Below are 18,858 nucleotides of genomic sequence, written 5' to 3'. Positions count from 1 at the left end.
GCTTACTTCGCGACGATGTCGCGCTTGAAGTACTTTTGCGACAGCGCGCCGAGCGTACCGTCCTTCTTCAGCGCATCGAGCGCGCCGACGATCTTCGCCTGCAGCACCTTGTCGCCCTTGCGCATCCCGAAGCCCGTGCCCTCGCCGAGCGTCGCCGGATCCTTCAGCGGCTCGCCGACGATCTGGTAGTCGCGGCCGGCCGGCTTGTCGAGGAAACCGTCCTGCGCGGTCTGCGCTTCCTGCACGGCCGCGTCGAGACGCCCCGCGACGAGATCGGCGTAGATCTGGTCCTGGTCCTGATACGAGACGACGGCCACGCCCGCATTGGCCCAGTGCGCCTTCAGGAAATCCTCCTGCGACGAGCCCTGCAGCACGCCGACGTGCTTGCCGCGCAGGCTCGCGACGTCGGGTCGCAGCGGCGAGCCGCGTTTGGCGACCATCACGATCGGCACCACGTAGATGGCCGGCGTGAAGTCGATGCTTTGCTTGCGCTTCGCGGTGATGTTCATCGCCGAGTTGATCGCATCGAACTTGCGCGCCTGCAGCGCCGGAATCAGGCCGTCGAACGAATTCTCGACCCACACGCATTTCATGTTCAGCTTCGCGCACACCGCGTTGCCGATGTCGACGTCGAAACCCTGCAGCTGGCCGGCCGGCGTCTTGCTCTCGAACGGCGGATAGGCGGCTTCGATCCCGAAGCGCAACGTGGTCTGTTCCGCATGGGCCGCGACGGCCGTGCATGCAAGCGCCGCGACGGCGCAGAGGGAAAGCTTCCAGTTCATGGCGGTCCTTCTGTTCTGGATTGAGGCGAGGAGATCGGTCGCACGACGCCCTCGACCGGGCGCCGGATCGGCACTCGAGGCAGGTGGCCGCCGCACGGCGACGCGTCGTGTCCTGCACGCGAAATATAGACTCAAAGTCTATATTAGACTATAGGGGATACGAGAATTTTGCGCCGTTGCGTCGCGTCGGAATTTTGCCGACCACCCGAAAACACCGTTGATTTTCCAGTGTTTTCCAGAAAATCCGCGACAGCACAGAGTCTCGAAAAGAAAAATTCTTCCGATTTAGTTTGTCTATATTAGACTTTTCGTCCATCACGAACACCGCCGGACGCCGTCTTTCGAGACTGTGCCGTCCAGCCCCGACCGGAGATGTCCCCATGACGCAAACCGTCCCGACCCTGCCGCTGACCGTCGACAAAGCCGCGGTGCGCGCGGCCCTGCCGTCGCTCGACGTGCTCGGCACGCTGCGCCGCATGTTCGCGTCGCTCGCCGCGGCGCGCGCGGTGCAGCCGCCGCAGACCCTCACGCTGTTTCCCGAAAATGCCGGCGACTTCATCACGTATCTCGGCGCTCTCGCCGACGAACAGGTGTTCGGCGCGAAGCTGTCGCCGTACGTCGTGACGGGCGGCAAACCGATCGTCACCGCGTGGACCGCGCTGATGTCGATGCGCACGGGCCAGCCGCTGATGTGGTGCGACGCGGGGCTGCTGACCGTCGAGCGCACGGCCGGCACGACGGCGCTCGCGGTCGACTGTCTCGCGCCGCGCGATGCGCGCCATCTCGCGATCGTCGGCGCGGGCGCGGTCGGCCTCGCGCACCTGCGGCACACGGCGGCGCTGCGCGACTGGGAGACGATCCGCGTGTATTCGCCCGCACTCGCCGGCGACGCGGCGCTACAGGCAACGCTCGCGCAGCTCGACCCGCGCGTGCGGCCGGCTGCGAGCGTCGAGGCCTGCGTGCGCGACGCGGACGTCGTGATGCTGTGCACGTCGTCGGGCACGCCCGTGCTCGGCGACGGGATGCTCACGCGCCCCGCGCTCGTCACGTCGATCAGCACGAACGTTGCACGCGCGCACGAAATTCCGCCCGCGTGGCTGCCCGACATGGACGTGTACTGCGACTACCGGCACACGACGCCCGCGAGCGCCGGCGAGATGCAGATCGCGGCGGCCGATCACGGCTGGGACACCGCGCGGATCGTCGGCGACCTGCCCGCGCTCGTCGCCGGCACCTGCGCGGCGCCGTCGCGCACGCGTCACGCGTTCTTTCGCTCGATCGGCCTCGGGCTCGAGGACATCGCCATCGCGCACGCGCTGTACACGCACCTGACACGCGCATGAGCGGCACGCGAGCGCGGGGCCGATACAATGGCGCAACCGCCGCGGCGGCCGCGCGCGGGCGCACGGGCATGCCGGCCACAGGCTCAGCGGCACGCCGGCCCGATGCGCCGCCCGGCTCCCGTCCACTCGAGATGGCGACACCGATGCGCAAGAAGAAATCCCCCGTCAAAGACCTGCTGCTCACCCGCTATGCGCCGATCGCCGACGGTATCGCCGCGCTGTTCTTCCCGTACGCGGAAGTCGTGATCCACGACCTGCACGACCAGACCGTGCTGTATCTCGCGAACAACCTGTCGAAGCGCGAGGTCGGCGACGATTCCGCGCTCGAGGAAATCGATCATTCCGCGCGCGAGCGCGTGATCGGCCCGTACGAGAAGCTGAACTGGGACGGCCGGCGGATGCGCTGCGTCAGCAACGTGCTGTTCGACGACGACGGCCGCCCGGCCGGGATGATGTGCATCAACTTCAACATCGCGGTGTTCGACGAGGTGCGCGCGACGCTCGACCTGTTCATCAAGGGCGCGGGCATCGTCGCGCAGCCCGACGAACTGTTCCGCGACGACTGGCAGGAGCGCATCAACACGTTCCTGCACGGCTGGCTGCACGAGCGACAGGTCGGGCTGAACGGGCTCACGCGCGAGCACCGGCGCGAACTCGTCGAGGCGCTTTATGCGGAAGGCGCGTTCCGCGGCAAGAGCGCGGCGAACTACGTGGCGAACGTGCTCGGGATGGGCCGCGCGACGGTCTACAAGCACCTCAAGCACCTGAAGGAAACGCAAGGCGACGCGTAAGCCGCCGGCCCGGCAGGCCGCTTCGCCCCACCTCGTCGCGGCACGCGGCAACGGCCGGCGTCGCCCATCGCTATCGGGACGCGACTTCCGTGTCTATGCTTCGTGATACGTCCGGCACGGGCCCGTTCCACGCGGACCTGGCGACGACGAAGCGTCGAAGCATAAAATGATATAGTCTCGGTTACATTTTTTGCCGCCCGGAACCGCCCATGACGACCGCTCCCGCCCCGACTACCCGCCCGACCCTGACCGTCGAAATCTGGTCCGACCTGATCTGCCCGTGGTGCTGGATCGGCAAGCGCCGCTTCGACGAGGCGCTCGCCGCGTTCGCGCACGCCGACCGCGTCGACGTCGCGCTGCGCGCGTACCGGCTGATGCCCGGCCATCCCGTCGAGCCGGTCGAGGCAATGCTCGCGGGCAAGTACCGGATGTCGCCCCCGCAGGTCGACCAGATGCTGCGCCAGATCACCGACGCGGCCGCGAGCGTCGGGCTGCGCTACGACCTGCCCGGCACGCTCGCCGGCGACACGCTCGACGGTCACCGGCTCGTGAAACTCGCGGAAGCGACCGGCCGCGCGCATGCGCTGACCGAGCGGCTGTACCGCGCGTATTTCTGCGAGCATGGCTCGCTGTTCGATCATGCGGAGCTGACCGAATTCGCGGTCGAAGCCGGGCTCGAGCGCTCGGCCGTCGAAGCCGTGCTGCGCAGCGACGCGTACCGCGACGAAGTCGAAGCCGACATCGCACGCGCCGAGCAGATCGGCGGGCGCGGCGTGCCGCTGTTCGTGTTCGGCGGCCGCTACGCGGTGTCGGGCGCGCAGCCGGCCGACGCATTCGCGCAGGCGCTCGACCAGGCATGGCGCGACGGCATCGTCGAACTCGACGGCAACGACGCGGCCGCGTGTGGCCCCGACGGCTGCGAACTGCCGGCGCGCTCGTAACATCCGTCATGTCCGGACGCGCGACTACGCGACGCTCCTGCCACAAACCGGCAGGAAGCCCGCGCCGTCGGCATCTACAATGCAGCCTTTCAGATAACTATCGGAAGGCTGCGAGCCCATGACTCACGGGATCCACGGCGAGAAGCGCTGGTATGCGCTGATCGTGCTCTGCCTCGGCGTGCTGATGATCGTGCTCGACAGCACGATCGTGAACGTGGCGCTGCCGTCGATCAGCACCGACCTCCATTTCACCGAGACGGCCCTCGTGTGGGTCGTCAACGCGTACCTGCTGACGTTCGGCGGCTGCCTGCTGCTCGGCGGTCGGCTCGGCGACCTGTACGGCCAGCGGCGCATGTTCCTCGCGGGCCTCGTCGTGTTCACGGTCGCGTCGCTCGCGTGCGGCCTCGCGCAATCGCAGACGATGCTGATCGCCGCGCGCGCCGTGCAGGGGCTCGGCGGCGCAGTCGTGTCTGCCGTCTCGCTGTCGCTGATCATGAACCTCTTCACCGAGCCGAGCGAACGCGCCCGCGCGATGGGCGTCTACGGCTTCGTCTGCGCGGGCGGCGGCAGCATCGGCGTGCTGCTCGGCGGGCTGCTGACGAGTTCGCTGTCGTGGCACTGGATCTTCCTCGTCAACCTGCCGATCGGCATCGCGGTCTATGCGATGTGCGTCACGCTGCTGCCGCGCATGCGCGCGCCGGCCGCCGCCGCGCGGCTCGACGTCGCGGGCGCGATCACCGTGACCGCATCGCTGATGCTGGCGGTCTACGGGATCGTCGGCGGCAACGAAGCCGGCTGGCTGTCGACCCAAACCGTCGCGCTGCTCGGCGCGGCCATCGCGCTGCTCGCGCTGTTCATTGCGATCGAGTCGCGCACCGCGCATCCGCTGATGCCGCTCACGCTGTTCGCCGCGCGCAACGTCGCGCTCGCGAACGTGATCGCCGTGCTGTGGGCGGCCGCGATGTTCGCGTGGTTCTTCCTGTCCGCGCTCTACATGCAGCGCGTGCTCGACTACGGGCCGCTGCAGGTCGGCCTCGCGTTCCTGCCGGCGAACCTGATCATGGCCGCGTTCTCGCTCGGGCTGTCCGCGCGCATCGTGATGCGCTTCGGGATCCGCGGCCCGATCGCGGCCGGCCTGCTGATCGCGGCCTGCGGCCTCGCGCTGTTCTCGCGCGCGCCGGTCGACGGCGGCTTCGTCTGGCACGTGCTGCCCGGCATGACGCTGCTCGGCATCGGCGCGGGCGTCGCGTTCAATCCGCTGCTGCTGGCCGCGATGAACGACGTCGATCCGGCCGATTCCGGGCTCGCGTCGGGGATCGTCAACACCGCGTTCATGATGGGCGGCGCGCTCGGCCTCGCCGTGCTCGCGAGCCTCGCGGCCGCCCGCACCGACGCGCTCGCGGCCGCGCAGGCCGCACCGCTCGCCGCGCTGAACGGCGGCTACCACGCGGCGTTTGCATTCGGCGCGGCGTTCGCCGCCGTGGCCGCGCTGATCGGCCTCGCGCTGCGCATCCGGCGGCAAGACGCGGTCGAAGGCGTCGGCCCCGCGATGCATTGATCGCCGGCAGACGAAGCCGGTCGCCGGCATCGAACCCGGGCGCGCACTGTCGCGCCCTTTTTTGCGCATGACGGGCGCCGCGCGCATTCACGGTTCGTCATACCTTTCGGCCGATCGCCGCCATCGGCCGCGCCCTCGCTCGAACACGCGTTTCACACCCGCCCGGACGCCCGCCGCACGGGCCTTCCCGGCCGATTTTTAACGCAGTCGTACACCAACCCGCCACTTTTGCGACAATGGCGGACTTTGACCCACGCGCCGCCGCCGAACGCCGCATAACCGCCTGCTTCCGATGTCGCTCCCCCATATCGATCTGCTGTACTCCCTGTCCGGTCTGTTCGTCGGCATCCTCGTCGGCCTGACGGGCGTCGGCGGCGGTTCGTTGATGACGCCGATCCTCGTGCTGCTGTTCGGCGTCCACCCCGCGACGGCGGTCGGCACCGACCTGCTGTACGCGGCCGCGACCAAGGCCACCGGCACGCTGGTCCACGGCCTGAAAGGTTCGATCGACTGGCGCATCACGGGCCGGCTCGCGGCGGGCAGCGTGCCGGCCGCGGCGCTGACGCTGTGGTGGCTGCACACGCACGGGATGAACGCGCCGGGCACCGCGCGGATGATCCAGCTCGTGCTCGGCGTCGCGCTGCTGCTCACGTCGCTCGCGCTGATCTTCCGGCCGCAGCTCGCCGCGTTCGCCGCGCGCAACCCGCTCGCGCCGAGCCCCGCGCGCACGCTGTGGTCGACCGTGCTGACTGGCGCCGTGCTCGGCGTGCTCGTGTCGATGACGTCGGTCGGCGCCGGTGCGATCGGCGTGACCGTGCTGCTGCTGCTGTATCCGGCACTCGCGACGACCCGCATCGTCGGCTCCGACATCGCGCACGCGGTGCCGCTCACGCTCGTCGCGGGCATGGGCCACTGGCTGCTCGGCTCGGTCGACTGGTCGATGCTGCTGTCGCTGCTGATCGGCTCGCTGCCCGGCATCGTGCTCGGCAGCCTGCTGTCGGCGCGCGCGCCCGAGCGGCTGCTGCGCAACCTGCTCGCCGCGACGCTCGTCGCGGTCGGCGTGCGGCTCGTGCTTGCGTAGGCGGTCCGGCCGCCGTTTCCTGCGCGGTTAGCCCGCCCCTTCCCTGCCGGCGCACGACGCGCCGGCCCGTCACCCGCCGTAAAAAGAAAAACAGCCCGACCGGCCTGCGCCGATCGGGCTGTCGTCCATCCGGGGCGGCAAGCCGCCCGCGGCGCTTACTGCCCCTGCTGCTGCAGTTTCTGCTGCTTGAGCTGCTGCGTGCGCGCCTGCAGCTTCAGCACGCGCTGCAGTGCGGTGCGGTTCGCGAGGATGCCGTCGTAGAAGTTGGCGAGATCGCTCTTCAGCGCGGTCCGCGACGCGTCGTTCAGGTAGATCATGTGGCCCGACGGGTAGTTCTTGATCGTCAGGTTCTGCGCCTTGATCGTCGGATCGAGCGGCATCTGCGCGAGCGTCAGCTCCGTCTGGTGGAACGGCGTGACCGCATCGAAATAGCCGTTCGCCGACAGCACCTTCAGGTCCGGGTTCACGCTCATCGTCGACGCCAGGTCGCCGGCCGTGTACAGCGTATTGCCGCCACCCTTGTTCGCGCCGGTCGGGTCCGTGTGGCTGAAGTCCCAGTTGTTGAAGACCTGGTCGTTCAGGTCCACGAACGACGACGTCGACGTGTACTTGAGGTCGGTGTTGATGTAGCTGTTCCACAGCACCGTGTACGCGCCGCCGACGTTCGTGATCGACGGATCGTTGCTGCCCGAGTTCGGCAGGATGTACGGCGCGATGCCCTTGCCCGTGAAGTTCGCGCGACCGTCGTACTGGCCGATCTGCGTGCCCGGCACGAGCGTCAGGAAGAACGTGTACGGCGGGTTGTCGTCCGACGACGGCACGTTGCCGAGCGCGGCCGGGTTGCCGAACGTCTGGATCAGCGACGTCGGATCCGTGCCGATGTACGAGCCCATCTGCTGTGCGGTCTGCAGGTTCAGGTTAAGACGCACGTTCACGAAGCCGCCGTCCTGCGGGTTCGGCTTCTGCACCAGCGGCGCGAGCGTGTTGTCCGCGTAGTTGCGGGCCTGGACCATGTACGCGTCGAGGTCTGTCGGCGTCGGGTTGAGCGTCGTCTTCTTCCAGTAGAACGCGTCGGCCGCGAGCGTCGGGAAGATGCCCGGCGCGGACAGCGCGTTCGCGTAGTCGAGAATCGACGACTGCAGCGTGATCCCGTTCAGGTCGATGCCGTCCTCATGCAGCACCCACGACACGACCGCGCTGCGGGCGGTGCCGTACGACTCGCCGTACAGGAACTTCGGCGAATTCCAGCGCGAGTACTTGGTCAGGTAGCGCTGGATGAAGCGGTCGATCGAGCGCGCGTCCTGGTCGGTGCCCCAGAAGTCCTTGTTCTTCGCCGGGGCGATCGCCGCCGAATAACCGGTGCCGACCGGGTTGATGAACACCACGTCAGTGCGGTCGAGCAGGCTGTCCGGGTTGTCGAGCAGCTTGTACGGCGCGGGCGGCGTGAAGTTCGGGAACGACGACTGCAGGCGCTTCGGCCCGTACGAGCCGAGCAGCAGGTAGACCGACGACGAGCCGGGGCCGCCGTTGTAGAAGAACGTGACCGGGCGCGGCTTCGACGGGTCCGGATTGTCCTGCGTGTAGGCGACGTAGAACATCTTCGCGTTCGGCGCCGACGTGGTCGGGTCGATCGTCGTCAGGTGGCCCGTGGTGGCCGTGTACTTGATCGTCTTGCCGCCGATCGTGACCTGGCGGTGCACGACCGCGGCGCCTTCCGTCGAATCCGTGACCGCGTCGTTCGGCCCGGTGCCGTACACGTCGGTGTCGACGAACGGCTGGTCGGCCGGGGTGGCGGCCGTGGCGTTGGTGCTGGCCGACGTGCTGCCGCCGGACGTCGTCGCGGCCGCGGCGGCGGCCGAAGCGGTCGGGCTCGGCCCGTCATCTCCGCCGCACCCCGTGACGAGCAGCGCCGCGGCCGCGGCTGCGGCGAGCGGCAGGCTCAGTGTCGTTCCGAATAGCGCGAAACCGTCTTTCAAGGACTTCCGTGTCGTCATTATTGCCTCTCGAACAGAACGATAAATACCGCCGGCCGCAAAGGATCATTTGCGCCGACGCTCCGCACCGGGAATGCATTCGTTATGCGACGCACTCCGAGTTTTTTACCGAGTCGGCGAATACCGACCGGCATGATTTACCCCACCCATATTTTTGCGACTGCACAATGGAATCAATTCCATTGCAAACGACAATTCAATAATCCGCAGCAATGCGAATTCATTCCACGCATTCGCATGCGCACAAAATCAACGGCAAAACCATACCCGGCAAAGCCCGCCCGACAAGGGCGCTTCGCTTCCGACAGACGAACAATCCCCCTCGGCGAGATGCCGATTAATCGCGCAGCGGCGACCAATCGCAGCTCGAGCCGATTTAATAAAATCGAAAGGATCGATTAACTAAACGGAAAGGAATATTCTCGTATATGGAATTTATTAAATTAAGTGAAAATACCGGCGCATATTAGGGTCCTGATTTACCGCCGTAAAGTAATAATTTGTTACAGCGCTCGCCATTCGGATAAAAGGCGGCACGGGACCGATTCCATCCGGCCAAAAGAAAAAGCCGGACGGCTGTCCGGCTTCGTGATGGCGGCGCGGCGGGCGCCGTCAGAGCGGCACGTCGATCGCGCCGGCGCCGGTCGTGATCGCGTTCGCGCCGGGCGCGGCCGAGATCGGCGGCAGGTTCGCGCTCGTCAATGCGGGCGCGGCGCCCGGCGTGCCGCCGCGCGGCACCGTGCGGATCACCTGCGACGGCGGCAGCGGCGCGCCGTTCTTCAGGTGCCGCCACATCAGGTTGAGCGCCTGCAGGTTGTAGTAGTGGACCGGCACGAAGCGCGTATCGAAGCCCGGGACCGGCAGGAACGCGTCGAAGTGCTGGCCGTTCGTCACCTCGTAGAACACGAGCTGGCTGCGCGAGCCTTCGCTGATGCCGTTCTGCGCGACGTACGCGCGCGACGCGTGGTTCACGGGCACGAGCGCGTCGCTGCGGCCCTGCACGATGATTGCCGGCTTGCCCTGCAGGTTCGCGTTCACGCGCACCGCGTCGACGTTCGCCGGCATCCCGAGCATCCCGTTCGTCCACAGCTGGCGCAGGCACAGCGCGCCCGCGAAGCTCGCGTCGGGCGTCGCGAGCCGGTGGTCGACGCCGGCCCCCGTGTTGAACACGAGGTCGATGCCGGACGTCGGCGGCACGCCGTTGCCGAGGCCGAACACGGCCGGCATCGGCGACGTGGCGGGCGGCGCGACCGCGCCCGTCGCCGGGTTCGTCGTCGCGAAGCTGAAATTGCACAGGTTGTCGGTGACGCGCGAGCGCGTGTACGCGTTCGCATAGGTGACCGCGATCGCCGGAATCGCCTGCGAATCCCACATCGGCGCCTGCAACAGGTCGGAGTCGGCGAGATAGCCGGCCGCATGCAGCTGCGCGAGCGCGTCGGCGGCCTGGCTCTGCGTATCGCCGCCCGACACGAGCCCGGCTGCTGCAAGCGTCGCGCAGCGCTGCGTGCGGATCGACTGCGTGGTCGCGGCCGGCAGCGCGCTCAGGTACGGCGCGCCGGCGAGCGACGCCGACGCGGCCGCGCAGGGCTGCAACAGGTTCGCGAGCGTCGCGTAGTCGGCCAGCGGCCGGCCGAACGACGGCACCGGCTGGCCGCCCGTGCGCACGACCGCGTTCGGCGCCATCCGCACGTTGATCTGCGGCTCGCCGACCACGACCGCGGTGATCCAGCCGCGGCTGTCCTGCTCGGCCGCCGCGAGCGACGCACCGCCGCCGTTGCTGACGGACGCGGCGATCGTCGTGATGTCGCCCGCGCGATAGCGCACGCCGTGATGCGAGCCGTCGATCAGCGGTCCGAACTGCTCGTTGAGCGCCCAGTACGCGAACTCGACCGACTGCAGCGTCACGCGCCCCCAGTCCTGTTCGGGATTCTGCTGCGAATGCGCGTGCTTGAACGCATAGCGGTTCGGGAAGCGGTTGTTGAACGCCGCGAGATCGCCGCTCGTCACGTTCGCGGTAAACAGGCTCGCGGTGCCGGCCAGCACCGCATTGGCGAGCGTGCCGTCGATCAGCGTGACCGTGTCGGAACCGAGTTCGTGCGCGCCGTTGCCGCCGCCCTTGTCGTTGTAGGCCACCGCGCAGCCGCGCTTGAGCGCCCATTCGCCGGCCGCGGAGATCGCGCCGTACACGCCGCGCGAGCCCGACGACGTCGCGGTGACGATGCATGGCTGCGCGGGGTCGAAGCTGGCGGGCACCTGCACGAGCAGCGTCACGTTCTTGCTGCCGCTGCCGTCGTCGGAGTACGCGAGATATTCGGTGCCGGGGATCTTGCCTTCGCCGAGCGTGTCGTTGCCGTTCAGGTCGACGTTCGGCCCCCAGAAACGGCCGTAGCCGCCGTTCGCGCTCATGTCGACGAGCGCGCGGTAGTTCGACCAGATCGCGAGACGGCGCAGCTCGGCGCTCGTCGGCCGGGATGCGTTCGCGAAGCCGGGCGCGGTTGCCGCGCCGAGGCCGGTCTTGCCGAGGCCGGCCGTCAACAGGTCGTCGCTCGCGCCGTCGTAGGCGGTCGTGCGTACGCTGCCGGACACGAAGCCGGGCAGCCGGTTACGCTCGGCCGACTCGTCGCCGTTGCAGGCGCCGAGCATCGCGACAGCGGCCAGCGCCGCACCGAAAACCATCCGCCTGCCCCACCCGAGCCTCGTCATCGCCGCCCTCTCGATATCGTTATCGGTCCGCCGCCGCGTCGCACGCGGTTCGCGGCCTCTGAAGCGCAAACGGGCCCCGGCACGCCGGGGCCCGCCTGAAAGCAGGCGCATGCGGCGCTCGCGCGCCGCCGCCCGGCGTTACTGCTGCTGGACCGTCAGCTTGTTCATGACCGACGTCACGCCCTTCACACCCTTGGCCGCGGCTTCGGCCTTGTCGATCTGGTCCTGGGACGGCATCGTGCCTTGCAGCGAGATCGCGCCGCCCTTCGAGCGCACGACGAGGTTCGACACATCGACGCCCGATTGCTTCGAAATCGCCTTGCGCACCGCGTAGCCGAGCTGGCGGTTCGCCTTCTTCGCGGTTTTCGCGGCGGCCTTCGGCGTGCTCGTCGCGGCCGCCGGCGCCTCGGTGGCCGCCGCATCGCTCGACTGCGCATACACGCTGCCCGACAGACAAGCCGCCACGACGGCGACACCCAACGCTCTCAACACGATCGACTTCATGCTATCTCCTTGTAACTCCGGAACGGCCGTGCACAGTACGGCCGGATACCCCCAAAGACAGCCGGCCCGCGCGCGAACGGGCGGGACAGCCGGTGATTTCCACGGCGATGCGAGAGAGGCGAGACGGGCCGGCAGCCGGCGCACGCGAGAGCGGGCCGGCCGGGCCGGACAGCCGCCGGCCGGACGCGCCCGGTCTCATTGCGTGCCGGGTCGCGCGCGAATCGGGCGCGGCTGCGTCGCACAATGTAATCCAGCGCCCGCGGAAGCGCAAAGCTTTTGACGCGGCGGCCCCCGGTGCTGTCGCCGCGCAGCCGCGCCACGGCCGCCCGACTCGCGCACGCGCGGCGAAACCGGGTACCATCGCCGCGAGAATGCGCATCGTCCACGACGACCGTCATCGATGCGTCACGCCAGCGTCATTCGCCGATCCCATGAAGCCAGCCCGCCCTCGCCCGCCTCGCCGCATCCTCGCCCGCTTCGTCGCGGTGTCATGGCGCGACCTCGCGCTGTCGATCGGCCCCACCGTGCTGCTCGCGGGCGCGGCCGTCTGGCTCGCGGTCAGGCTGATCCAGCCGGCGCCGCCGTCCACCCTCGTGATCTCGGCCGGGCCGCCCGGCAGCACGTACTGGAACGCCGCGCAGAAATACAAGACCATCCTCGCGAAGAACGGCGTCACGCTCGACGTCGAATCGTCCGAAGGGTCCGCGCAGAACCTCGCGCGGCTGTCGAACCCGAACGCGGCGGTCGACGTCGGCTTCGTGCAGAGCGGCATCGGCCCGAAGGAGCGCGACGAGCAGCTCGTCTCGCTCGGCAGCATCGGCTACGTGCCGCTCGCGATCATGTACCGCGGCCCGGTCGTCGCGCGCCTGTCCGACTTCAAGGGCAAGCGGCTCGCGCTCGGCGCGGAAGGCAGCGGCGCGCGCGAGCTGAGCCTCGCGCTGCTGAAGATGAACGGCATCGTGCCGGGCGGCTCCACCGAGCTGCTGCCGACCGCCGGCGAGGACGCCGCGACCGCGCTGCTCGACGGCAAGATCGACGCGGCGTTCCTGTCCGGCGACTCGACGCAGATCCCGGTCATGGCGAAACTGTTCCGCGCGCCCGGCGTGCACGTGTATTCGTTCACGCAGGCCGAAGCGTACGCGCGGCGCTTTCCGTACCTGACCGCGATCACGCTGCCGATGGGCGTCTACGATCTCGGCCAGAACCTGCCGCCCAGCGACATCCACACCGTCGCGCCGACGATCGAGCTGGTCGCGCGCGACTCGCTGCACCCCGCGCTGTCCGACCTGCTGATCGAGGCCGCACGCGAAGTGCACGGCCACGCGACGATCCTGCAGCATGCGGGCGAATTCCCGTCGTCGGTCACGCGCGGCTTCCCGCTGTCCGACGATGCGGCACGCTACTACAAGTCGGGCAAGACCTTCCTGTACCGGCGCTTGCCGTTCTGGGTCGCGAGCCTCGTGGACCGGCTGCTCGTCGTGATCGTGCCGCTGATCGTCGTGCTGATCCCCGGGCTGCGGCTCGTGCCGTCGCTGTATGGCTGGCGCGTACGCTCGCGCATCTACCGCTGGTACGGCGCGCTGATCGCGCTCGAACGCAGCGCGCTCGGCGAACATACGGCCGAGGAGCGCGTCAAGTTGCTCGACGAACTCGACGACATCGAGGAAGCCGTGAACCGGATGAAGATGCCGCTGGCCTACGCCGGGCAGTTCTACGTGCTGCGCGAGCACATCGGCTTCGTGCGCGAGCGGCTCACCTCGCACGACCAGGACGCGCCGGCGGGGCCGCCGGGCGCCGGCGGCCAGCCGCACGCAAGCACCGATGCCGCGCCGCCGGCCGGCGATCCCCCCCGGGCGACTCCCGGTTCCGCGTAAGCAGACGATCCGCGATCATTGCTGCAAGCGCGCACCGCCGCGTACCATGGAGGCCGCCGTACGCCCCACCCTCTGGAGATCGTCATGACAACCGGCCTCGACACCGCCCAGCCCGCCTGGTTCTTCGACTTCGTGTCGCCGTTCTCCTATCTGCTGCTCGAACAGCATGACAAGTGGCCGGACGTGCCGTTCGAACCCGTCGCGGTATCGCTCATCGACCTGCAGCGCCACTGGGGGCAACGCCCGAGCGCCGACGTGCCGGCCAAGCGCACGTTCACGTACCGTCACGCGCTGTTTCGCGCGGAACAGCTCGGCATTCGCTTCAAGATGCCGCCCGCGCACCCGTTCGATTCCGACAAGGTGCTGCGCCTCGCGATCGCGCTGCGCGCCGATATCGCGACCGTGCTGGAAATCTTCCGCTTCATCTGGCGCGACGGCAACGATCCGTCGACGCCGGAAGGCTTCGCGGCGCTGTGCGAACGCGTCGGCGTCGGCCACGGCGACGAACTGATCGAATTCGAGGAGACGCATGCGCAGCTGGCCCGCAACAACGCGGACGCGATCGCACTCGGCGTGTTCGGCGTGCCGACGTTCTGGATGAACCAGCAGCTGTTCTGGGGCGAGGACGCGCTGCCGATGGTGCTGTACTGCGCGCGCACGCCGAACTGGCTCGAATCGCGCGAGGTCAAGCGGATCAGCACGCTGCCCAAGGGTCGTGCGTGATGGCCGGTATCACGCACGGCAACGCGCGGCTGCGGTAAGGTTACGCTTCCCCCGAATCACCCGGCACCGATGGAAGACGACGACCGTACCGCCTCGCTCGACATCTGGCTCGTGCGCGTATTGCGCACGCTGCTGCTCGAGCGCAGCGTCACGCAGGCCGCGCTGCGGCTGAACCAGACCCAGCCCGCGATCAGCACCGCGCTGCGCAAGCTGCGCGAGACGCTGAACGACCCGATCCTCGTGCGCGGCAAATCCGGGATGGTGCCGACCGAATACGGCGCGTCGCTGCTCGAAGCCGCGCAGCGCGCGTTGCGCGAAGTCGACTTCATTGCGACGCCGCACGGCGACTTCGATCCGTCGTCGGCACGGCGCACGTTTCGCGTCGCCGCGCCCGACTACCTGAACGATTTCTTCATGCCGACGCTGATCGAGCGCTTTCGCGACGCGGCGCCGCATGCGCACCTGGAAATCGATTCACTGAATCCCGCACTCGACCACGCGGGCGCGCTCGAATCCGGCGCGCTCGATCTCGTGATCGGCAACTGGCCGAAGCCCGACCCGCAGTTCGCGCGCCAGGATTTGTTCTCCGACACGATCGTGTGCCTGATGCGCGAAGCGCACCCGCTCGCACGGGTGCCGCTCACGCGCGAAGCGTATGCGTCGGCCGCGCACGTCGCGCCCACGCCGTACACCGGCGACAAGCGCAACGCGATCGAGATCGGCCTGGCACGTGCACGCCTCACGCGGCGCATCGTGACGACGCTGCCTTACTTCGGGATCGTGCCGCAGGTGCTGCTGCAGTCGGACCTGATCTTCACGACGACGCGCCGCTTCGCGACGCACTATGCGCAGCTGCTGCCGCTCGTCGTCGTCACGCCGCCCGTGCCGTTCCCGCGCATCAAGAGCTACCTGCTCACGCATCCGCAGCCCGACCGCCCGACCGACATCGCGTGGCTGTGCTCGCTGATGCAGAGCGTGTCCGACGAGCTGACGGTCGCCCGCAGCCGCAAGCGCTGACACGCGGCGCGGCCGCTCAGGCCGTGCAGAAGGTTTCCTGCAGATGGGTCCAGCGCACGACGCCCGCCGCGTCGCGTTCGAACACGGCGGTCGCGCGACGCGCGGGCAGCTCGCCCGATGCCGCGTGCTGCGCTTCGAGATAGGTGATCACCGCATGCGACGCGTCAGCCGCGAGCACACGGATCTCCGACAGCGTGATGCGCAGCCCCGGCTTCGCGCCGGCGAGCTTCGCGAACAGCGCATGCGTGCCGTCGCGGTCGACCACGCGGCCGTCGGTCAGGATCATCGTGAATTCGACGGAGAACGACGCAAGCAGCGCGTCGAGTGCCGCTGGCTCGGTATCGACGCCGGACAGCCAGCGCTCGATGGCGACGAGGCTCGTTTCGAGCGCGTCGAGATAGTTCGGGTGATCGGACATGGCACCTGCACGGAAAAGCGCGGCCCGGTGCCGCGCGTTGCCGTGCAGTGTATGCAAAAACGCGCGGCCGTGTGCTGGGGCCCGCTCCCGCCGGTAACGGCCTTGCGCTCGCCGCGCGGCGTTACCGCGCGCAGGACACGTCGTCGCGCGCGCGCCCCGAAGCGGCCGCCTTCGTGTCGGCCACCGGCATGCCCGAGCGCGCCTGCAGCAGCTCCGCGCACACGGCCACCGCGATCGCGCCCGGCGCCTTGTCAACGATGCCCGCAACGCCGATCGGGCACACCATCTCCACGAGCCGCGCCGGATCGACACCGCGCGCGGCAAGCCGGCGCTCGAACTTCACGCGCTTGGTGCGCGATCCGATCATCCCGAAGTACGCGTAGTCGCGCCGCCGCATGATCTGCGCGGCGAGCGAGAAGTCGAGCGCGTGGTTGTGCGTCATCACGAGGAAGTACGCGCCGGGCGGCGCCGCGTCGACGACGGCCTCCGGCGTGTCGGTCGGCTCCGGCTGCACGTTCGGTGGACATTCGTCCGGGAACAGCTCGTCGCGCGTGTCGACCCACTGCACGACGCACGGCAGCGCGCCGAGCAGCGTGACGAGCGCGTGACCGACGTGCCCGGCACCGAACAGCACGATGTGCATCGGTGCCGGCGCGCCGGTCGCGCGGTTGCGCTGGCCGGTGCCCGGCGCGAACGTCGGGTTCGGCGCGGCGCGAAGCGAGCGTGCGGGCCCGTTCATGTCAGCCTGCCTGAACCGAACCAACCGCGCGGGCGGCACGCACCGCACTCACCGCGCGCAGGATCGACTCGCCGGTGGCCGGCGCGTCGAGCGGCGGGTTCACCTGGTAATCGCAGACCGCCGCGATCGCGTCGCGCACCGCGAAGAACACCGAGAACGGCAGCAGCAGCGGCGGTTCGCCGACGGCCTTCGAACGGTGGATGCTGTCCTCGACGTTGCGGTTCTGGAACAGCTTCACGTTGAATTCGGGCGGCGTGTCGTTCACGGTCGGGATCTTGTACGTGGACGGCGCATGCGTCATCAGCTTGCCGCCCTTGTTCCACCACAGCTCCTCGGTCGTGAGCCAGCCCATCCCCTGGATGAACGCGCCTTCGACCTGGCCGACGTCGAGCGCCGGGTTCAGCGACGCGCCCACGTCGTGCAGCGCATCGACGCGCAGCGTGCGCATCTCGCCCGTCAGCGTGTCGATCACGACTTCCGACACGGCCGCGCCGTACGAGTAGTAGTAGAACGGCCGGCCCTGCAGCTTCGACTGATCCCAGTACAGCTTCGGCGTCGCGTAGAACCCGTCGGACCACAACTGCACGCGTGCGAGGTACGCCTTCGCGATCACTTCGCCGAACGGCACGCCGTTGCCGCCGACCCACACGAAGTCGTTGCCGAACTTCACGTCGGCCGCATCGACCTTGCCTTCGCCGAACTGCTTCGCCGCGAACACCGCGAGCCGCTCGCGCAACTGGCGCGCCGCATCCTGCGCGGCCTTGCCGTTCAGGTCCGAGCCCGTCGACGCAGCCGTCGCGGACGTGTTGGCGACCTTGCTCGTGTCGGTCGCGGTCACGCGGATCCGGCCGAAGCGGATGCCGAGCTCGTGCGCGACGACCTGCGCGACCTTGGTGTTGAGCCCCTGCCCCATCTCCGTGCCGCCGTGGTTCACGAGCACCGAGCCGTCGGTGTAGATGTGCACCAGCGCGCCGGCCTGGTTGAAGTGCGTGACGTTGAACGCGATCCCGAACTTCACCGGCGTGATCGCGATGCCCTTCTTCAGCACCGTGTTGCGCGCGTTGAATTCGCGCACGCCCGCACGCCGCGCGCGGTAGTCGCTCGTCGCCTCGAGTTCGCCGAGCAGCTCCTGCAGCACGTTGTCCTCGACCGTCTGCCCGTACGGCGTTACGTTGCGTTCGGTCTTGCCGTACAGGTTCGCGTAGCGGACGTCGAGCGGATCGAGGTCGAGCGAACGCGCGACGTCGTCGAGGATGTACTCGATCGCGAACGCGCCCTGCGGGCCGCCGAAGCCGCGGAACGCGGTGTTCGACTGCGTGTTGGTCTTGCCGCAGTAGCCGGCGATGTCGACGTCGCCCAGCCAGTATGCGTTGTCGAAGTGGCACACCGCGCGCGTCATCACCGGGCCCGACAGGTCGGCCGAGAAGCCGCAGCGCGACGTCATGTCGAGCGCCACGCCATCGAGACGGCCGTCGTCGTCGTAACCGACGTCGAAACGGTAATGGAAGTCGTGCCGCTTGCCGGTGATCATCATGTCGTCGTCGCGGTCCGGGCGCAGCTTCACCGGGCACAGCAGCTTCCACGCGGCGAGCGCTGCGCAGCACGCGAACAGGCCCGACTGCGATTCCTTGCCGCCGAACCCGCCGCCCATCCGGCGGCACTCGACCAGCACGTTGTGCGACGCGACGCCGAGCACGTGCGCGACGAGGTGCTGCATTTCGCTCGGGTGCTGCGTCGAGCAGTACACGTGCATCCCGTCGTCGTCCTTCGGCACCGCGTAGGCAATCTGCCCTTCCAGGTAGAACTGCTCCTGGCCGCCGAGCAGCATCTCGCCCGACTCGCGGTGCGGCGCGGCGGCGAGCCGTGCGGCCGCGTCGCCGCGCGCGAGCTTCAGCGGCGGGATCACGTAGGTCTCGGCCTTGCGTGCCTCCTGCGCGGTCAGGATCGCGGGCAGCTCCTCGTAGTCGACCTGCGCGCGGCGCGCGGCGAGCCGCGCGGTTTCATGCGACGTCGCGACCACGATGAACATCGGCTGGCCGACGAACTGCACGATGCCCTTGGCGAGCACCGGGTCGTCGTGAATGATCGGGCCGCAATCGTTGACGCCCGGGATGTCGTCGGCCGTGAACACGGCGACCACGCCCGGCGTCGCGCGCACCGCGTCGAAGTTCATCGACACGATCCTCGCGTGCGGCTTCGCCGACAAGCCGAGCGCCGCGTGCAGCGTGCCGGCAACGACCGGAATGTCGTCGGTGTAGGTGGCGCGCCCGCTCACGTGCAGGTGCGCGGATTCGTGAGCGCGCGATACGTGCACCTGCGCGGCGTCGGCTTGCGGGTCGAGGGTACTCAGGAACGGTTCTGCTTGCTGGTTCATTTTCGGTGTTCTCCGT

15 protein-coding genes are annotated in these 18,858 nt (G+C 68.7%); 8 read left to right on the top strand and 7 right to left on the bottom strand.

Features of this window, described 5'->3' with window-relative positions; translation table 11 throughout:
- Nucleotides 1-2: 2 nt before the first annotated feature.
- A complete protein-coding gene (locus H3H55_RS04030; protein WP_193097740.1) occupies nucleotides 3-782 on the bottom strand; it encodes an ABC transporter substrate-binding protein in 780 nt (259 codons plus the stop codon).
- A 380-nt stretch (nucleotides 783-1,162) separates the two neighbouring features.
- Between H3H55_RS04030 and H3H55_RS04025 the strand changes: the two genes are divergently transcribed.
- The 5 genes from H3H55_RS04025 to H3H55_RS04005 all read left to right on the top strand — a co-directional run bounded on the left by H3H55_RS04025 (nucleotide 1,163) and on the right by H3H55_RS04005 (nucleotide 6,496).
- Nucleotides 1,163-2,125: an ornithine cyclodeaminase family protein gene (locus tag H3H55_RS04025; RefSeq protein ID WP_193097739.1), complete on the top strand. Its 963-nt coding sequence runs from the start codon at nucleotides 1,163-1,165 to the stop codon at nucleotides 2,123-2,125.
- The gene (locus H3H55_RS04020; RefSeq protein WP_193097738.1) at nucleotides 2,122-2,916 is read left to right on the top strand and encodes a transcriptional regulator; all 795 of its coding nucleotides are present in this window, start codon (nucleotides 2,122-2,124) and stop codon (nucleotides 2,914-2,916) included. Before H3H55_RS04025 ends, H3H55_RS04020 begins: the two co-directional genes overlap by 4 nt.
- A 209-nt stretch (nucleotides 2,917-3,125) precedes the next feature.
- A complete protein-coding gene (locus H3H55_RS04015; RefSeq protein WP_193097737.1) occupies nucleotides 3,126-3,857 on the top strand; it encodes a DsbA family oxidoreductase in 732 nt (243 codons plus the stop codon).
- A 118-nt stretch (nucleotides 3,858-3,975) separates the two neighbouring features.
- Entirely contained in the window at nucleotides 3,976-5,415 is a 1,440-nt protein-coding gene (locus tag H3H55_RS04010) for an MFS transporter (protein WP_193097736.1), read from the top strand.
- 292 nt (nucleotides 5,416-5,707) lie between these two features.
- On the top strand, nucleotides 5,708-6,496 hold the full coding sequence (locus H3H55_RS04005; RefSeq protein WP_193097735.1) for a sulfite exporter TauE/SafE family protein: 789 nt from the start codon (nucleotides 5,708-5,710) through the stop codon (nucleotides 6,494-6,496).
- 155 nt (nucleotides 6,497-6,651) lie between these two features.
- Here H3H55_RS04005 and H3H55_RS04000 read toward each other — a convergent pair whose 3' ends face one another.
- The 3 genes from H3H55_RS04000 to H3H55_RS03990 form a co-directional block, all read right to left on the bottom strand.
- Nucleotides 6,652-8,490 (bottom strand): S10 family peptidase, encoded by a 1,839-nt coding sequence (locus H3H55_RS04000; protein WP_129513846.1) that lies wholly within the window; start codon nucleotides 8,488-8,490, stop codon nucleotides 6,652-6,654.
- A gap of 612 nt (nucleotides 8,491-9,102) precedes the next feature.
- Nucleotides 9,103-11,193 carry a D-(-)-3-hydroxybutyrate oligomer hydrolase gene (locus tag H3H55_RS03995; protein ID WP_193097734.1) on the bottom strand — a complete coding sequence of 697 codons (2,091 nt, stop codon included), beginning with the start codon at nucleotides 11,191-11,193 and terminating at the stop codon, nucleotides 9,103-9,105.
- 138 nt (nucleotides 11,194-11,331) lie between these two features.
- Nucleotides 11,332-11,697: a BON domain-containing protein gene (locus H3H55_RS03990; RefSeq protein ID WP_129513844.1), complete on the bottom strand. Its 366-nt coding sequence runs from the start codon at nucleotides 11,695-11,697 to the stop codon at nucleotides 11,332-11,334.
- Between the two features lie 431 nt (nucleotides 11,698-12,128).
- On the opposite strand from H3H55_RS03990, the gene H3H55_RS03985 reads away from it, so the two are divergent.
- The 3 genes from H3H55_RS03985 to H3H55_RS03975 all read left to right on the top strand — a co-directional run bounded on the left by H3H55_RS03985 (nucleotide 12,129) and on the right by H3H55_RS03975 (nucleotide 15,311).
- The gene (locus H3H55_RS03985; protein WP_193097733.1) at nucleotides 12,129-13,571 is read left to right on the top strand and encodes a TAXI family TRAP transporter solute-binding subunit; all 1,443 of its coding nucleotides are present in this window, start codon (nucleotides 12,129-12,131) and stop codon (nucleotides 13,569-13,571) included.
- Between the two features lie 84 nt (nucleotides 13,572-13,655).
- Nucleotides 13,656-14,294, top strand: coding sequence for a DsbA family protein (locus tag H3H55_RS03980; protein WP_193097732.1), 639 nt, complete (start codon nucleotides 13,656-13,658; stop codon nucleotides 14,292-14,294).
- 69 nt (nucleotides 14,295-14,363) lie between these two features.
- A complete protein-coding gene (locus H3H55_RS03975; protein ID WP_048242847.1) occupies nucleotides 14,364-15,311 on the top strand; it encodes a LysR family transcriptional regulator in 948 nt (315 codons plus the stop codon).
- A gap of 16 nt (nucleotides 15,312-15,327) precedes the next feature.
- On the opposite strand, the gene H3H55_RS03970 is transcribed toward H3H55_RS03975, so the two are convergent.
- The 3 genes from H3H55_RS03970 to xdhB form a co-directional block, all read right to left on the bottom strand.
- On the bottom strand, nucleotides 15,328-15,729 hold the full coding sequence (locus H3H55_RS03970) for a polyketide cyclase (RefSeq protein ID WP_193097731.1): 402 nt from the start codon (nucleotides 15,727-15,729) through the stop codon (nucleotides 15,328-15,330).
- A 121-nt stretch (nucleotides 15,730-15,850) separates the two neighbouring features.
- On the bottom strand, nucleotides 15,851-16,468 hold the full coding sequence (xdhC, locus tag H3H55_RS03965) for a xanthine dehydrogenase accessory protein XdhC (protein WP_193097730.1): 618 nt from the start codon (nucleotides 16,466-16,468) through the stop codon (nucleotides 15,851-15,853).
- Between the two features lies 1 nt (nucleotide 16,469).
- On the bottom strand, nucleotides 16,470-18,842 hold the full coding sequence (gene xdhB / locus H3H55_RS03960) for a xanthine dehydrogenase molybdopterin binding subunit (RefSeq protein WP_193097729.1): 2,373 nt from the start codon (nucleotides 18,840-18,842) through the stop codon (nucleotides 16,470-16,472).
- Nucleotides 18,843-18,858: the final 16 nt, after the last annotated feature.

Origin of the sequence: Burkholderia sp. Z1 (genome assembly GCF_014893795.1) — a bacterium.
GTDB lineage: Bacteria > Pseudomonadota > Gammaproteobacteria > Burkholderiales > Burkholderiaceae > Burkholderia > Burkholderia theae.
The sequence above is the reverse complement of the archived record's forward strand: the minus strand, read 5'-3'. Positions and strand labels throughout refer to the sequence as shown.

Excerpts from the sequence above, each read along its gene's own strand:
- H3H55_RS04020 (WP_193097738.1), top strand. The coding sequence starts at position 2,122 with ATGAGCGGCACGCGAGCGCGGGGCCGATACAATGGCGCAACCGCCGCG.
- H3H55_RS03995 (WP_193097734.1), bottom strand. The coding sequence starts at position 11,193 with ATGACGAGGCTCGGGTGGGGCAGGCGGATGGTTTTCGGTGCGGCGCTG.
- H3H55_RS03975 (WP_048242847.1), top strand. The coding sequence starts at position 14,364 with ATGGAAGACGACGACCGTACCGCCTCGCTCGACATCTGGCTCGTGCGC.
- H3H55_RS03970 (WP_193097731.1), bottom strand. The coding sequence starts at position 15,729 with ATGTCCGATCACCCGAACTATCTCGACGCGCTCGAAACGAGCCTCGTC.
- H3H55_RS04000 (WP_129513846.1), bottom strand. The coding sequence starts at position 8,490 with ATGACGACACGGAAGTCCTTGAAAGACGGTTTCGCGCTATTCGGAACG.
- H3H55_RS04030 (WP_193097740.1), bottom strand. The coding sequence starts at position 782 with ATGAACTGGAAGCTTTCCCTCTGCGCCGTCGCGGCGCTTGCATGCACG.
- H3H55_RS03990 (WP_129513844.1), bottom strand. The coding sequence starts at position 11,697 with ATGAAGTCGATCGTGTTGAGAGCGTTGGGTGTCGCCGTCGTGGCGGCT.
- H3H55_RS03980 (WP_193097732.1), top strand. The coding sequence starts at position 13,656 with ATGACAACCGGCCTCGACACCGCCCAGCCCGCCTGGTTCTTCGACTTC.
- H3H55_RS04015 (WP_193097737.1), top strand. The coding sequence starts at position 3,126 with ATGACGACCGCTCCCGCCCCGACTACCCGCCCGACCCTGACCGTCGAA.
- H3H55_RS04010 (WP_193097736.1), top strand. The coding sequence starts at position 3,976 with ATGACTCACGGGATCCACGGCGAGAAGCGCTGGTATGCGCTGATCGTG.
- H3H55_RS03985 (WP_193097733.1), top strand. The coding sequence starts at position 12,129 with ATGAAGCCAGCCCGCCCTCGCCCGCCTCGCCGCATCCTCGCCCGCTTC.
- xdhC (WP_193097730.1), bottom strand. The coding sequence starts at position 16,468 with ATGAACGGGCCCGCACGCTCGCTTCGCGCCGCGCCGAACCCGACGTTC.
- H3H55_RS04005 (WP_193097735.1), top strand. The coding sequence starts at position 5,708 with ATGTCGCTCCCCCATATCGATCTGCTGTACTCCCTGTCCGGTCTGTTC.
- H3H55_RS04025 (WP_193097739.1), top strand. The coding sequence starts at position 1,163 with ATGACGCAAACCGTCCCGACCCTGCCGCTGACCGTCGACAAAGCCGCG.
- xdhB (WP_193097729.1), bottom strand. The coding sequence starts at position 18,842 with ATGAACCAGCAAGCAGAACCGTTCCTGAGTACCCTCGACCCGCAAGCC.